We start from the raw sequence: 14244 nt of genomic DNA on the forward strand, positions 1-14244 counted from the left end.
GCGACCACCCCCACTTCGGAGTGAACGCCCGTGTGCGATGGGTGTCAAGCGTCACTGAACATCGCCGGAAACGAACCAGACGCCCACCGCCGGTACCTCTCCATCGTTGCGGTAACGGTGGGGGGTCGTCGACTCGAAGCAGACGGAATCGCCCGGCCGCAACGTGTACTGCTCGAAGGCGAGGGTGAGGATCAGCTCGCCGGAGGTCAGATAGCCGTACTCGGTGCCGGGGTGCCGCATCAGCGCTCCCGAGCCGGAGGACGAGCCGCCGGGCCGGTACGTCACCAGCAGGAAGTCGGTCTGCGCGCCCGGGACCCGCCCGAGCCGCTCCCACACCACCCCCGAGTCCAGCTCCAGCGTCTCGCGACCGCCCGCGGCGACCAGCGGCCCGATCCGCCGCCCCGGCTCGGCGGCGAAGGCCGCGAGGGCGAGTGGCACGGTGGCGGGGGGCACGGCGGGCGGAACCGCCCCGGCGCCCTCCCGGACGCTCTGCCGGACCATCTTCCGTGGACTCTCCCGGGCGTCGAAGAGCGACTCCACGGAGATTCCGAGCGCCTCGGTGATCGCGTACAGCGTGCTGACGGACGGCTGGCTCTTGCCGGTCTCGATCTGCGACACGAGGCTCGCCGACACACCGATCTCCCGGGCCAGCGCGCGCAGGCTCGTCCCGCGATCCAGGCGCGCCTGCCGGATGCGCGCTCCGACGGGCGGCACGACGGCGGGGGACACAGGCGGCTCCTCTGCTCGGGAAGACGGTGCACACTGTGCAGCTACATTGAACAGCGCGTGTGAGCCGTGACGCCAGGGCCCGGCAGGTGAACCCCGAGCGCCCCCCGGCGGCGCTCACCCGAACGGTCCGACGCCGGTGGTGGGCCGCCGGTGCCGGTGGTGCGCTGGGGGCACGCGTCACGTTCTCAGGAGGCACTGCCGATGACCCGTCGTCCGTCCAGGCTCGTCCGTGTTCTCTCCTCCTCGCTGGCGGCGGGCACGCTGCTCTCCACCGCCGCCTGCTCGGACGACGGCGGCACGGACGGCTCACGGGTCTCCGGCGTCACCGCGTCCCAGGTCGCCGAGATGCGGCAGACCCCCTCCCCCACCGCCACCCTCTCCACGGACGGCGCGCGCACCGCGCTGATCACCGAGGCGGACATCGAGGACGACTGGACGCAGGTCAAGGACACGGAGGCCGAGAACTGGCGCGACAGCCTGCTCATCGGCACGGTCGACGTGTCCGACTTCGTGTCCGGCAAGGCCCAGGCGTCCGACTGCCAGCGGCTCCTCGACTCCCTGTACGACGACGATCTGCTGGGCCGGCCGTCGGGCGCGTCCGAACTGCGCGGCTTCGAGCAGGGCGACTCCCGCCTGCTGTACCAGGTCGCCTCCTACGACCGGACCGATCCGCAGGACTCCCTGAACTGGATGGCGACGCTGCCGGACGAGTGCGACCAGTTCACCGTGACCGACGGCACGGACAAGCGCACCGTCCAGGTCATCGAGACCTCGGTGCCCAAGGTGGGTGACGCCCGGCAGGGCCTGCGCGTGACTGTGCGGGGCTCGGCCGGCGGCGACGACACCACGCTGACGCTGGACGTCGCCGCCGTACGGGTCGGCGACGACGCGATCACCGTCACGGCGGGCGGGCTCGACGGGGGCGAGGACGACTCCATGAAGCAGGCGGCGCGACAGGGCACCCAGCGGCTGGAGGACGTCCTGGCCGGGAAGTCGCCCGCCGCGAGCCCCACGTAGGGGCTCTGCGCCGGCCAAGACCTGATACAGCAACACGCGACACGACGCCCCGGTGCCACATGCCGGCAGCGGGGCGTCGACGGAGCCAGGCGACCTGCTCGGACGGCTCCCGGGATATCAGCGCGTGATTCCGTACGTCCTCAGGATGCCTCCCGCGATCGCCACGAGATCGCTGAGGCCGGGTCCGACGGGGCCGTCGGCGCGCATGGCCGAGCCCACCGGCTTTTGCTGGGTGGAGATGGGCGCGGCGTGGGCGGCCGGGGTGACCAGAGTGAGGGCGGCGGCGGTGAGCGCGGCGGCCGAAATGATCTTCTTCATGCGCTGCAAACGAGCCCTGCGGGTCCAGGGCACGGGCGGTACGCCCGATCGGCGCATCGGGCCTGTACGACGGACCGGCAGGTTGGAGCCATAGTCTGGGCCGCGCGGGCGGCGTCGGCGGGAGCGGGGCGAACTGGTGAGCCTCTACCGGGTGAACGGGCTGCACGCAGACAGGGGTCGTGCGCGGCGGACGGGGGTGTGGGTCATCGCGGCCGCCCGGCTCCTTGCGGCCGCCGCGGTGCTGCTGGGGCTGATGGCCGGGGCGCTGTTGTGGTGGCGGCCCGACCGGACGGGGCAGGAGCAGGCGTTGGCCCTTGGCGGTGCGGCGCTGGGCTGCGGGGTGCTGTGGGTGATGGTGGTGTGGCGCGCGGCCTGCTGGCTGAGACGCGGCTTGATCGCCGACAAGGGTGGCAAGCCGCAGGTCGTGGCCGGGCTGGCGCCCGACGACCAGGGGGAGCCCGGCTGGCTGTGGGACAGACTGCGGCCGGCGCACCTGGTGTTGTTGTGCGTCCCGCTGGCCGGGCTGGTGCTTGCGCTGGTGAGCGCGGTGATGCTGGTGTACGCGGTGCCGTTCCTGCTTGCCGTGCCGTGGCTGTCCGGTCTGCGCGCCCCCTGGACAAGTGCACTCGCCGGTGCGTGCATACTCTGGCTTCTCATCGGACCGGTCAACCATGTCGCGAAGCACATACCCGGTACGGCCGCCGACTGAAGAACCCCAGCCCCCCATGCCCCCGCGGCCGTCCCGCCGATGTCGTCGTGCTTGGCGGACGGAGACACCCCTCAGGCCGTTCGACACGCCGAGAAGCCCCTCTCCGGCGCCGACCGCCGTTCCCGCTCCGCCGAATCCCGGGACAGCTGATCATCGGAACGGCACAATGACGGCGATGACCGGCTTGGGTCGTGCGTGCGAGGAGAGGACGAGTCGTGAGTGATGTCCACACCCCTTCGGGAGGGTCGGCGAGGCTGAACACCGGTGTGGCGCACAACGCGCGCGTGTGGAACTACTGGATCGGCGGCAAGGACAACTACGAGGTCGACCAGCGGGTCGGCGAGCACGTCGCCGGCATGTTCCCGATCATCCGGGACATCGCCCGGGCGGACCGCGACTTCCTCGGCCGGGCCGTGTCGTTCCTCGCCGGTGAGCGGGGAGTGCGGCAGTTCCTCGACATCGGCACGGGACTGCCGACGGCGGACAACACCCACGAGATCGCCCAGCGGCTCGCGCCGGACTCGCGCATCGTCTACGTCGACAACGACCCGATCGTCCTGGTGCACGCCCGCACCCTGCTCACCGGCACCCACGACGGCGTCACCGCCTACATCGACGCCGATGTGCACGACCCGGACGCCATCGTCGAACGGGCCAGGCACACCCTCGACTTCACCGAGCCCGTCGCGGTGATGATGCTGGGCATCCTCAACTTCGTACTGGACGTCGACAAGGCCCGGGACATCGTGCGCAGGGTGATGGCCGCGGTGCCCTCCGGCAGCTTCCTGGTCCTCACCCACCCGACCTTCGACGACGAACTGGGCGGCGCGGGCCAGATCCCCGCCATGAAGTTCTGGAACGAGAACGCCACTCCCCCGATCACGGCCCGCGGCGGCGCGGACATCGCCGCGTTCTTCGAGGGCCTCCAGGTGCTCGAACCGGGCATGGTGTCGTGCGGGGAGTGGCGCGCCGAGCCCGGATCGGCCGTACTGGTACCGCAGTACGGTGCGGTGGCCGTGAAGCCCTGACGGCGCCGCCCCCGTCGCACACGTCCGGAGAACCGCGGGAGGACGCATGACCACCCTGGCCGATCCCGTGCCCGGCGGCCGTCCCGGCGACGTCGAGCGGGCCACCGCGCTGAGCGGCGAGCTCGCCGGCCGGGGTGTGCACGGTGTGGTGCTGGCGTACGTCGACACCGCGGGCATCGCCCGGGTGAAGACCGTCCCGACGGCCCGGCTCTCCTCCGCGGCGGCCTGGGGCGTCGGCATGTCACCGGTGTTCGACACCTTCCTGGCGAACGACTCCATCGTCACCACCGACGTCCTGGGCTCCCCCGACGGCGATCTGCGCCTGTACCCGGATCTGGACCGGCTCGTCGTCCTGGCCGGGCAGCCCGGCTGGGCCTGGGCGCCGGTGGACCGGATCACCCAGGACGGCGAGCGGCATCCCGGCTGCACGCGTACGCTCCTGCGCCGGATCGTCGCCGAGGCGGCCGAGCGGCACGGCCTCACCTTCAAGGCGGCCATCGAGGTCGAGTGGACGGTGGCCCGGGGCGACGCACCCGACGACGGGTTCGTGCCCGCGACGACCGGACCGGCGTACGGGGCGACCCGGCAGGTCGAGCTCGGTGACTACACCGCCGACGTGCTGGCGGCGTGCGCGGCCCAGGGCATCGAGGTCGAACAGCTCCATCCCGAGTACGCGGCCGGGCAGTTCGAGATCTCGGTGGGTGCCCTCGATCCGGTGGCGGCGGCCGACCGCAGCGTGCTGGTCCGGCAGACCGTCAGGTCGGTGGCGGGGCGGCACGGGCTGAGGGTGTCCTTCGCCCCGGCCGTCGTGGGCCGGGGCGTCGGCAACGGCGGGCACGTGCACCTCTCCGCCTGGCGCGACGGGGCCAACCTGCACTCCGGCGGCCAGGGACGGTACGGCATGACGGCCGAGGCGGAGTCGTTCACGGCCGGGCTTCTCGCCCACCTGCCGGCCCTCACGGCCGTCACCGCCCCGAGCCCCGCCAGCTACCTGCGGCTCAGGCCCTCCCAGTGGGCCGGGGTGTTCACCGCCTGGGGACGTGAGACCCGGGAGACCGCGCTCCGCGTCGTCACCGGCACCGCGGGTCTGCGCCACCAGGCCGCCAACCTGGAGATCAAGCCCGTCGACCTGGCCGCCAACCCCTACCTGGCGATCGGCTCCCTGATCGCCGCCGGGCTGGACGGCCTGGCCTCGTCCGCCGCCCTCCCCGAGGAGACCACCGGCGACCCGGCCCACCTGGGCGAGGCCGAGGCGGCGGGCCGGGGCGTGCGGCGGCTGCCGGTGTCGCTGGAGCGGGCCGTCGAGGAGTTCCGCGGGGACGACGTGCTGCGCGCGGCCCTCGGCCCGGTCCTGGCCGACGCGGTGATCGCGGTACGTCTCGGAGAACTGGCGTCCGTGGCCGGTCTGGACGACGACCGGGTGGCGGCGGCGTACCGCTGGAAGTACTGACATGGCCGCGGTCCGCGAGGCGCTCGACTCCGTACGGCTGGTCGACCACCACTGCCACGGCACGGTCACGGCCGACCTCGGCCGGGACGCGTTCGAGTCGCTTCTCACGGAGGGCGAGGCGTGGCCCGGCATCTCGCCCTTCGACAGCCCCGCGGGGGTGGCCGTGCGCCGGCACTGCGCTCCCCTGCTCGACCTGCCCCGGCACGCTTCCCCCGGGGAGTACCTCGCCCGCCGCTCGGAACTGGGCTGGCGCGAGGTGCAGCGCCGCTTCCTGCGCGCGACGGGCACGGACGTCTTCTGCGTCGACACCGGCTACGCCCCCGAACGCATCACCACGCCCCGGGACATCGCCGAGGCCGCGGGCGGGAGGTCGTACGAGGTCGTGCGCCTGGAGGGCGTCGCGGAGTCGGTGGGGGCCGCGGGGGTGGAACCCGAGGCGTACGCGGACGCCTTCCGCACGGCCGCGCTGGACGCCGTGCGGCGGCCCGGCGTGGTGGCCGTGAAGTCGGTGGCGGCCTACCGCACCGGCTTCGACCTGGACCCGGCCCGCCCGTCGGATGCCGAGGTCGCGGGAGCGGCCCGGTCCTGGCTCCGCGGCGGCGGACGTCTCGGCCATCCGGTCCTCGTCCGGCACCTGCTGTGGACCGCCGTGGACCTCGGTCTGCCGCTCCAGCTGCACACCGGGTTCGGCGACAGCGACATCCGCCTGCACCGCGTCGACCCCGCCCACCTCACGGACTGGCTGCACCTCACCGCCGGGACGATCCCCGTCCTCCTCCTGCACTGCTGGCCCTACCAGCGGCAGGCCGCCTACCTGGCGGCGGTCTTCGAGCGGGTGTACCTCGACGTCGGCCTCACCCTCCACCACGTCGGCCCCGCCCGGGCCGGTGCGGTCCTCGCGGAGGCCCTGGAGATCACCCCGTTCCGCAAACTGCTGTACAGCTCCGACGCCTACGGTGTGCCCGAGTTCCACCACCTCGGCGCGCTCGCGTTCCGGCAGGGGCTCGCGGGGCTGCTCCAGGAGCGGGTGGACGCCGACGAGCTGGCCCTGCCCGACGCGCTGCGGATCGCCCGGTGGGCCGGGCGGGACAACGCCCTCCGGGTCTACCGGCTGCAGGACGATCCGCCTCGGGACGATTGAACAGGCGTGGAGCCGGTCACAGTTCCCCTGAAGCGGCTACCCAGGAAGTCCGAACGGCTGAAAGTATGATCAAGCAATGTCTGACATGACCGAAACCACGCCCGGCTGGCTGTCCTCCGACGAACTGGAGATGACACGTGCCCGCATGCCGATCCTGTACGTCGAGGCCGTCCCGGTACGCGTCGACGACAGCGGCGAAGTGACCAGTGTCGGCCTGCTGCTGCGCATCGGGCCCGACGGCACGGTCAGCCGGACGCTGGTCTCCGGCCGCGTGCTGCACCACGAGCGCGTCCGCGACGCCCTCCTGCGCCACCTGGAGAAGGACCTCGGCCCGGTCGCGCTGCCCCGCGTCCCGGCGTCGCTCCAGCCGTTCACGGTCGCGGAGTATTTCCCGACGCAGGGCGTCACTCCGTACCACGACCCGCGCCAGCACGCGGTGTCCCTGGCCTACATCGTGCCGGTGACGGGCGACTGCCGGCCTCGGCAGGACGCACTCGACCTGGTGTGGTTCAGCCCGCAGGACGCCGTCTCGGAGGCAGTGCAGAGCGAGATGCCGGGCGGGCACGGCGTACTCCTGAAGCAGGCACTGGCGCATGCGGGCTGCGGGCTCTGATGCCCAAGCTCTAACACGTGACCGACCTCCGGCAGGGAGGCGCATGTGATGGCGGCAGGGCACCAGGACCCCTTCCCGGGGCAGCCGCACCTGCCCCAACTGCACGTGCGCCTGCGCAGCGAGCTGAGCCGGATCGACGAGCAGCTGCGTGCCCTGCTGGACGCGATGGACCGGATGCAGGGGCTGCTGGACGCCGTGGTGGCCATCAGCCGTGAGGTGGAGCTGCCCGCCGTGTCGATCTTCGCGATCGTCGCGGCCGGGCAGCAAACGGGGCCGTTCGCCGGTCATGACCTGTTCACCGACATGCTCACCCCGCAGGCGTTCAACGGTTCCGCCCGCTGACCGCGCTGCTGCTCGGAGCGGCCGTCGGCGAACGCGCCGAGACCGAGCGGGAGATCACGCAAGCGTGCAGGCAGCTCGCAGTTCCTGAAACGATCGAGCGGCCGTATCGGAATACTCCGATACGGCCGCCGACCTGCTGCTTCACACGTCGGGACGACAGGATTTGAACCTGCGACCCCTTGACCCCCAGTCAAGTGCGCTACCAAGCTGCGCCACGTCCCGTTGCCCGTCTGACCTGGGGATTCCCCCGGCCGAACGCGCAGGGAAACAATACCGCACTCGTACCGGTGATCGCGCACCCGTTTCCAGAGCTGAGGGCTTCCCTGCGGTGTGACGGCCGGAGCCTCAGTCCGCGGGGAGACCCAGCCGGGGATGGGCTTCCAGGAGCCGGGGCGGGGCCGCCTGTCGCCAGGAGTCGGCGAGGATGTCGCGCAGTTCGGCGTCGTCCTCGATGGCGTCGAGCCGGGCCCGCACCCAGGCGAACTGGGACTCGTGGTCGGCGATCCAGAACTTCCCCGGCTCGGCGAGCACCAGCTCGTTCCGTTCTTCCTTGGGGCAGCGCACGGCGATGGAGGTCTCGTCCTCCGGCACCGTGGCGAACATCTTCCCCGCGACCCGAAACGTGGGCATGCTCCAGGCGATCTTCTCCGTCGTGCCCGGCAGGGACAGGGCGATCCGTCGTACGTCTTCGGCATCCGGCATGGCAGGCACCGTATCGGCTCGCACTGACACTCACCTGGTGGGAGCGGCTTCCGGCAGGCGCTTGTAGTAGATCGTCGTCGGCCGCAGCACCCCGCCGGGATCGGCCGCGTAGTCGGGGATCGAACCGATCGGGGTCCAGCCGGCGGACCGGTACAGGCGCTCGGCGGGACTTCCGGTCTCGGTGTCCAGGTGCAGGAGGCTGACACCGGCCGCCGCTGCCGCGTCCTCCGCCGTCGCCAGGAGTCCGCGGCCGACACCACGACCACGGGCTTCCCGGTGCACCATCAGCTTCACGAGCTCGGCGCGGTGCCGGCTGTTGGTCTTGCCGGGGAAGGCCAGGCTCACGGTGCCGAGCACCCGCTCCCCCTCGCACGCGACCCAGACGGCGAGCCGGCCCGCGGCGACGACCGCTGCCCGCTCCTCCCACCAGGCCAGGGCTTCCGCCCGGGTGAGCGGGGCGAGGAATCCGACCGACGCACCACCGTCCACGGTGTCGGCCAGCAGATCCGCCAACGTCCCCGCCCGCTCCAGGAGCCCGGTCTCGTCCAGCCGGATCACGGCCGCACCACCGCCAGCAGATACCGCACGCCCTCGGGAGCGGCGCACCGGAACCGGGTCGGGCCCCACACACGCATTCTCAGGCAGTCGCCGGTGGCGAGGTGGTGTTCGGTGTCCCGCTCGGTCACGTCCAGGGCCCCCTCCAGGATCCAGATGTGCTGCTCCAGCCCGGCCAGGGGTGGACGGTCGTAGGCGATGTCGGCGCCGGGCGAGAGGCGGGCCTCGATCAGTTCGCCACGCAGGGCGGTGTGCGGGGGCGACACGGACCGCCGTACGAAGCCGGAGGCCCGGTCGTGCCACACGGGCTGCCCGTCGGAGCGGACCACGCTCTCCGGTTCCGCCTCGATCTCGCTGAGCAGCTGGGACATGGTGCGTCCGTAGACGGCGCAGAGGCGGTTCAGGAGTGCGGCCGTCGGGCTGGTCTCCGCCCGCTCGGCCCGGGACAGGGTGGACCGGCTCACCCCGCTGCGGTCCGCCAGCTCACCCAGGGACCAGCCGTGTTCGCCCCTCAGTTCGGCCAGGCGTGCGCCCAGCCGGACGTCGACGGGGTCCGTCTCGTCACGTCTCACATCCGGGACGCTATCCCTGATGTGAGACGGCGGTGTTACGACGTGCTCACACCCGGGCCGCGGCGCCGAGCGCGTCCAGTACGGGGCGGATAAGGGGGTGCTCCTCGGCTCCCCTGCGTACGGCGGCGAACACCCGGCGGGTGGGGGGCGTCCCGTCGACGGGGCGGACGACCACCCCGGTGAGGTCCATGCCGCGCAGCGCCGAGCGCGGTACCAGGGCGACGCCCGCGTCGGCCGAGGCTATGGCGACGACCGCGCGGAAGTCGTCCGAGGAGTGCTCCATACGCGGCTGGAACCCGGCGTTCTCGCAGGCCAGGACCACCACGTCATGGCATGGATTGCCGGGGTAGGGGCCGATCCACGCGTCCTTGGCCAGTTCGGCGAGCGGCACCTCGGCCGTGCCGGCCAGGCGGTGGGTGACCGGCAGGACCGCGTCGAAGGGCTCGGCGTACAGCGGTACGTGGGCGAGTCGCGGGTCGTCGGCGGCCGGGGCCCCGCGGTACTCGACGGCGACCGCCACATCGACCTGCCGGTCCAGCACCATCGGCAGGCTGGCGTCGCCCTCGGCGTCCTGGACGCGGATGCGGATCCCGGGCGCCGACCGGGCGAGACCGGCCACGGCGGGCGCGACGACCAGGGCGATGCCGGTGGCGAAGGAGGCGACCGTGACGGTGCCGGCCGCGCCCGAGCTGTACGCGGCGAGCTCGGCCTCGGCCCGCTCCAGCTGGGCGAGGACCGCGTTGGTGTGGTTGAGCAGGATCTCCCCGGCGGGAGTGAGCCGTACGCCCTTGGCGCCGCGCTCGACGAGCCGGTGGCCGGTCTCCTGCTCCAAGGCGGCGAGCTGCTGGGATACGGCCGACGGGGTGAGATACAGCGCGGCGGCAGCCGCCGTCACCGTACGGTGGTCGGCCACCGCCCGGAGGATGTGGAGCCGCCGCGCTTCGATCATGCGATCGATTGTCTCAAATGCACCGGGTGCTGCCGGTCAGCCCTCCAGCTCGGCCCGGGCCGCGACGAAGGCGTCGACCGCGCGGTTGACGTCGTCTGTGGAGTGCGCGGCCGACAGCTGGACACGGATCCTGGCCTGGCCCTGCGGCACCACCGGGTACGAGAAGCCGATGACATAGACGCCGCGCTCCAGCAGCAGCTCCGCCATGCGACCGGCGACCGCCGCGTCCCCGATCATCACCGGGGCGATGGCGTGGTCGCCGGGGAGCACGTCGAAGCCCTCCTCGGTCATGCGGCTGCGGAACAGGGCGGTGTTCTCGGCCAGCCGCACCCGCAGGTCGTCCGCCGCCTCCAGCAGGTCGAGGACCTTGAGAGACGCCGCGGCGATGACCGGCGCGAGCGTGTTGGAGAAGAGGTACGGCCGGGAACGCTGGCGCAGCAGGGCGACGATCTCGGCGCGGGCGGCGACGTAGCCGCCGGAGGCGCCGCCGAGGGCCTTGCCGAGGGTGCCGGTGATGATGTCGACCCGGTCCATGACACCGTGCAGCTCGGGCGTGCCCCGGCCGCCGGGTCCGACGAAGCCGACCGCGTGGGAGTCGTCGACCATGACCATCGCGTCGTAGCGGTCGGCGAGGTCGCAGATCTCGCGCAGCGGGGCCACGTAGCCGTCCATGGAGAAGACGCCGTCGGTGACGATCAGGCGGCGGCGCGCGTCGGACGCCTCCTTCAGGCGGGCTTCCAGTTCGGCCATGTCGCGGTTGGCGTAGCGCAGGCGGCGGGCCTTGGACAGGCGGATGCCGTCGATGATGGAGGCGTGGTTGAGCGCGTCGGAGATGACCGCGTCCTCCGGGCCGAGCAGCGTCTCGAACACACCGCCGTTGGCGTCGAAGCAGGAGGAGTAGAGAATCGTGTCCTCCTGACCGAGGAAGGCGGACAGGCGCGCCTCCAGCTCCTTGTGCACCTCCTGGGTGCCGCAGATGAAGCGGACGGAGGCCATGCCGTAGCCCCAGCGGTCCAGGGCCTCGTGGGCCGCGGCGACGACCTCGGGGTGGTCGGCGAGGCCGAGGTAGTTGTTGGCGCAGAAGTTGAGGACCTCGCCGGGGCGGCCGCCCGCGGTGACGTTCACCGTGGCGGACTGCGGGGTGCCGATCACGCGCTCGGGCTTGTGCAGGCCGGCGGCGCGGATCTCGTCGAGGGTGGCGCGCAGGTCGTCGCGCACGGAGTCGAACATGGGGGAAGCTCCTGAGGTGTTCGCGGTGGAGGGGAGTTACGCAGTCCCGGAGTTACGCAGTCCCAGAGTTACGCAGTCCAGTCGAGGATGACCTTGCCGCCGCGGCCGCTCGCCGCGTCCTCGAACGCCGCCTCGAAGTCGCGGTGGCCGTAGCGGCCGGTGATGACGGGCGCGAGATCCAGGCCGGCTTCCAGCAGGACCGACATGGCGTACCAGGTCTCGAACATCTCGCGGCCGTAGATGCCCTTGATGGTGATCATCGAGGTGACGACGCGGGCCCAGTCGACGGGGAACTCCTGGGCGGGCAGGCCGAGCATGGCGATGCGGCCGCCGTGCGTCATGTTGGCGATCATGTCGCGCATCGCCTCGGGGCGGCCGGACATCTCCAGGCCGATGTCGAAGCCCTCGCGCAGTCCGAGCGTGCGCTGCCCGTCGGCGATGGCGGCTCCGGAGACGTTCAGCGCGAGGCTGACGCCGATCTTGCGGGCGAGTTCCAGCCGCTCCTCGCTGACGTCGGTGATCACGACGTTGCGGGCACCCGCGTGCTTGGCCACGGCGGCGGCCATCAGGCCGATGGGGCCCGCGCCGGTGACCAGGACGTCCTCGCCGACGAGCGGGAAGGACAGCGCGGTGTGGACGGCGTTGCCGAAGGGGTCGAAGATGGCGGCCACGTCGAGGTCGACGGGCACCCGGTGCACCCAGACGTTGCCGGCGGGCAGGGCCACGTACTCGGCGAACGCGCCGTCCCGGCCGACTCCCAGGCCGACGGTGGACCGGCACAGGTGGCGGCGGCCGGCCAGGCAGTTGCGGCACTTGCCGCACACCAGGTGGCCCTCGCCGCTGACGCGGTCGCCGATCGCGATGTCGGTGACGTCCCGCCCGGTCTCGACCACCTCGCCGACGAACTCGTGCCCGACCACGAGCGGGGCGCTGATCGCCTGCTGGGCCCAGCCGTCCCAGGCCCTGATGTGCAGGTCGGTGCCGCAGATGCCGGTGCGCAGCACCTTGATGAGCACGTCTGTGGGCCCGACGGTGGGCTCGGGGACGTCCGCGAGCCACAGCCCGGGTTCCGCCTTCTGCTTGACCAGCGCCTTCACCGCTACGGCTCCTGTGGGTGAGTCCCGGCTCCGGGCATGCCGAAGGAACCCCTGGACCGGGAGAGGAGTGGGATCGCACTGCAATCTGCCGTACGGCGGCCTGCCGGTCCATCGAGGATTTCTTAAGCGCCGCCTCAGCTTTCCTTCACGCCCCCAGGGGTCCCGTGGAAACCCGGGCCTCAGTAGGGCGGCAGCCCCTCGCGGCTCTCCAGCTCCATCACGAGCCGTGCGGCGTGTTCCTTGATCGCCGTCAGGCCGGGCTTCCCCCACTGCCGCGGCGCGACGTCCACCACGCTGACCGTGCCCAGCACCAGGCCCGTGCCGTCGATGAGCGGTGCACCGAGGTAGGAGCGGATGCCGAACTCGTCGACCACCGGGTTGCCCGCGAACCTCGGATAGTCGCCGACGTCCTCCAGCGCGAGGGCCTTGCGGCGCGCCACCACATGGGGGCAGAAGCCGTGATCGCGGGGCAGGGCACGGCCGAGGCGCGGACTGGTGCCGTCGCTGCGCACGACCGGGGCGACGGCAGGCACGTACAGGCCCGCGTAGAACTGCCCCTGTTCACCGGGGAGGTTGACCATGGCGTACGGCGCCCCGGTGAGCTCCGCGAGGCGGTGCGCGAAGGCGTCGAGTGCGGGTTCGGGGTGCTCCCCCAGGCCCAGTCGGCGCAGTCGGCCGGTGCGGGCGGGGGCCTCCTTGTCCTCGGGTGTGAGCAGCAGACGACCGGCCGGGCGCGGCGGGTCGTAGGTCATGGGCATGCTCCTAGGCTGTGGACTCGCGTCATATACGGGCTCCCTGGCGGGTGTGGAGGGGTCACGTGTGGGCGCCATACCCCGTAGCAGGCGCCGGCGTGTGGGCGATGAGATGACGCACCAGCGTCAGCAGGGTCTGGACCCCGGAGCTGGAGATCCGCGCGTCGCAGCACACGACGGGGACGTCCGCGGACAGATCCAGGGCACCGCGCACCTCGTCGGGGTCGTAGCGGTAGGCGCCGTCGAACTCGTTGACGGCGACGATGAAGCCGAGGCCGCGCTGCTCGAAGAAGTCGACGGCCGCGAAGCACTCCTGAAGCCGGCGGGTGTCGGCGAGGATGACCGCGCCGAGCGCGCCCTCGCACAACTCGTCCCACATGAACCAGAACCGCTCCTGTCCGGGTGTGCCGAACAGGTACAGCACGTGTCGCGGGTCGAGGGTGATGCGGCCGAAGTCCATGGCGACGGTCGTCTCGAGCTTGTTCTCGATGCCGTCGAGGTTGTCGGTCGCGGCGCTGACGGTGGTGAGCAGCTCCTCCGTGCTGAGCGGCGCGATCTCGCTGACCGCGCCGACGAAGGTCGTCTTGCCCACGCCGAACCCGCCCGCCACCAGGATCTTCAGCGCGGTGGGGAACGGGTCGGCGGCGTGGGCCGGTCCGTCGGTGTAGTCAGAGCTGTCGTCGTAGTCCATCGAGCACTGCCTCCAGAAGGGCCCGGTCCGTCGGGTTGTGGTGGAACGCGGGGGGCTTTGTCGTCAGGGCCCCGCAGTCGACGAGGTCCGCCAGCAGTACCTTGGTGACGGCCACCGGCAGTTTGAGATGGGCGGCGACCTCGGCGACGGCGACGGGCACCCGGCACCGCTCGATCGCCTGCGCGTGCTCCGGGCCGAGATAGCCGAGGGGGGTCACCCCGGTGGCCATCACCTGCGATACCAGGTCGAGCGCGACGGTCGGACGGGTGCGGCCGTCGCTGACCGTGAACGGCCGCACCAGCCGCCCGGCCGCGTCGTCGAGCCAGGGCCCGTCACCGGCCGCCGTCAC

18 protein-coding genes and 1 tRNA gene are annotated in these 14244 nt (G+C 72.1%); 7 read left to right on the forward strand and 12 right to left on the reverse strand.

Annotated features, from left to right (window positions below; translation table 11 throughout):
* Positions 1-51: 51 nt before the first annotated feature.
* Complete coding sequence (locus ABTX60_RS09640; RefSeq protein ID WP_352096535.1) at positions 52-729, reverse strand: helix-turn-helix domain-containing protein; 678 nt, start codon at positions 727-729, stop codon at positions 52-54.
* A 201-nt stretch (positions 730-930) separates the two neighbouring features.
* Between ABTX60_RS09640 and ABTX60_RS09645 the strand changes: the two genes are divergently transcribed.
* A complete protein-coding gene (locus ABTX60_RS09645; protein WP_352096536.1) occupies positions 931-1746 on the forward strand; it encodes a hypothetical protein in 816 nt (271 codons plus the stop codon).
* A 117-nt stretch (positions 1747-1863) separates the two neighbouring features.
* Here the strand turns inward: ABTX60_RS09645 and ABTX60_RS09650 are convergent, their stop codons facing one another.
* Complete coding sequence (locus tag ABTX60_RS09650; protein WP_352096537.1) at positions 1864-2064, reverse strand: hypothetical protein; 201 nt, start codon at positions 2062-2064, stop codon at positions 1864-1866.
* Positions 2065-2200: 136 nt separating this feature from the next.
* Between ABTX60_RS09650 and ABTX60_RS09655 the strand changes: the two genes are divergently transcribed.
* The 6 genes from ABTX60_RS09655 to ABTX60_RS09680 all read left to right on the forward strand — a co-directional run bounded on the left by ABTX60_RS09655 (position 2201) and on the right by ABTX60_RS09680 (position 7347).
* Positions 2201-2773 carry a hypothetical protein gene (locus tag ABTX60_RS09655; RefSeq protein ID WP_352096538.1) on the forward strand — a complete coding sequence of 191 codons (573 nt, stop codon included), beginning with the start codon at positions 2201-2203 and terminating at the stop codon, positions 2771-2773.
* A 215-nt stretch (positions 2774-2988) separates the two neighbouring features.
* Positions 2989-3801, forward strand: coding sequence for an SAM-dependent methyltransferase (locus ABTX60_RS09660; protein ID WP_352096539.1), 813 nt, complete (start codon positions 2989-2991; stop codon positions 3799-3801).
* Between the two features lie 46 nt (positions 3802-3847).
* Positions 3848-5251: a type I glutamate--ammonia ligase gene (locus ABTX60_RS09665; protein WP_352096540.1), complete on the forward strand. Its 1404-nt coding sequence runs from the start codon at positions 3848-3850 to the stop codon at positions 5249-5251.
* 1 nt (position 5252) lies between these two features.
* Complete coding sequence (locus ABTX60_RS09670) at positions 5253-6392, forward strand: amidohydrolase family protein (RefSeq protein WP_352096541.1); 1140 nt, start codon at positions 5253-5255, stop codon at positions 6390-6392.
* A 76-nt stretch (positions 6393-6468) separates the two neighbouring features.
* Positions 6469-7005, forward strand: coding sequence for an NUDIX hydrolase family protein (locus ABTX60_RS09675; protein ID WP_352096542.1), 537 nt, complete (start codon positions 6469-6471; stop codon positions 7003-7005).
* 48 nt (positions 7006-7053) lie between these two features.
* Positions 7054-7347 (forward strand): hypothetical protein, encoded by a 294-nt coding sequence (locus ABTX60_RS09680; RefSeq protein ID WP_352096543.1) that lies wholly within the window; start codon positions 7054-7056, stop codon positions 7345-7347.
* Positions 7348-7495: 148 nt separating this feature from the next.
* Here the strand turns inward: ABTX60_RS09680 and ABTX60_RS09685 are convergent.
* The 10 genes from ABTX60_RS09685 to ABTX60_RS09730 form a co-directional block, all read right to left on the reverse strand.
* Positions 7496-7569, reverse strand: a tRNA-Pro gene (locus tag ABTX60_RS09685).
* A 123-nt stretch (positions 7570-7692) separates the two neighbouring features.
* Positions 7693-8049 carry an MmcQ/YjbR family DNA-binding protein gene (locus tag ABTX60_RS09690; RefSeq protein WP_352096544.1) on the reverse strand — a complete coding sequence of 119 codons (357 nt, stop codon included), beginning with the start codon at positions 8047-8049 and terminating at the stop codon, positions 7693-7695.
* Positions 8050-8079: 30 nt separating this feature from the next.
* Complete coding sequence (locus tag ABTX60_RS09695) at positions 8080-8607, reverse strand: GNAT family N-acetyltransferase (protein ID WP_352096545.1); 528 nt, start codon at positions 8605-8607, stop codon at positions 8080-8082.
* Positions 8604-9176, reverse strand: coding sequence for a helix-turn-helix domain-containing protein (locus ABTX60_RS09700; RefSeq protein ID WP_352096546.1), 573 nt, complete (start codon positions 9174-9176; stop codon positions 8604-8606). The genes ABTX60_RS09695 and ABTX60_RS09700 overlap by 4 nt, the downstream gene beginning before the upstream one ends.
* Before the next feature lie 46 nt (positions 9177-9222).
* Positions 9223-10125, reverse strand: coding sequence for a LysR family transcriptional regulator (locus tag ABTX60_RS09705; RefSeq protein WP_352096547.1), 903 nt, complete (start codon positions 10123-10125; stop codon positions 9223-9225).
* A gap of 36 nt (positions 10126-10161) precedes the next feature.
* Positions 10162-11355 carry a glycine C-acetyltransferase gene (locus ABTX60_RS09710; protein ID WP_352096548.1) on the reverse strand — a complete coding sequence of 398 codons (1194 nt, stop codon included), beginning with the start codon at positions 11353-11355 and terminating at the stop codon, positions 10162-10164.
* 68 nt (positions 11356-11423) lie between these two features.
* Positions 11424-12452 (reverse strand): L-threonine 3-dehydrogenase, encoded by a 1029-nt coding sequence (gene tdh, locus ABTX60_RS09715; RefSeq protein WP_352096549.1) that lies wholly within the window; start codon positions 12450-12452, stop codon positions 11424-11426.
* A gap of 179 nt (positions 12453-12631) precedes the next feature.
* The gene (locus ABTX60_RS09720; RefSeq protein WP_352096550.1) at positions 12632-13204 is read right to left on the reverse strand and encodes a GAF domain-containing protein; all 573 of its coding nucleotides are present in this window, start codon (positions 13202-13204) and stop codon (positions 12632-12634) included.
* Between the two features lie 61 nt (positions 13205-13265).
* Positions 13266-13895, reverse strand: a complete 630-nt coding sequence (locus ABTX60_RS09725) for a GTP-binding protein (RefSeq protein ID WP_352096551.1) — start codon at positions 13893-13895, stop codon at positions 13266-13268.
* Complete coding sequence (locus tag ABTX60_RS09730) at positions 13873-14244, reverse strand: DUF742 domain-containing protein (RefSeq protein WP_352096778.1); 372 nt, start codon at positions 14242-14244, stop codon at positions 13873-13875. Before ABTX60_RS09730 ends, ABTX60_RS09725 begins: the two co-directional genes overlap by 23 nt.

Origin of the sequence: Streptomyces sp. NPDC126510, from assembly GCF_040302345.1 — a bacterium.
In the GTDB taxonomy this organism is placed as follows: Bacteria; Actinomycetota; Actinomycetes; order Streptomycetales; family Streptomycetaceae; genus Streptomyces.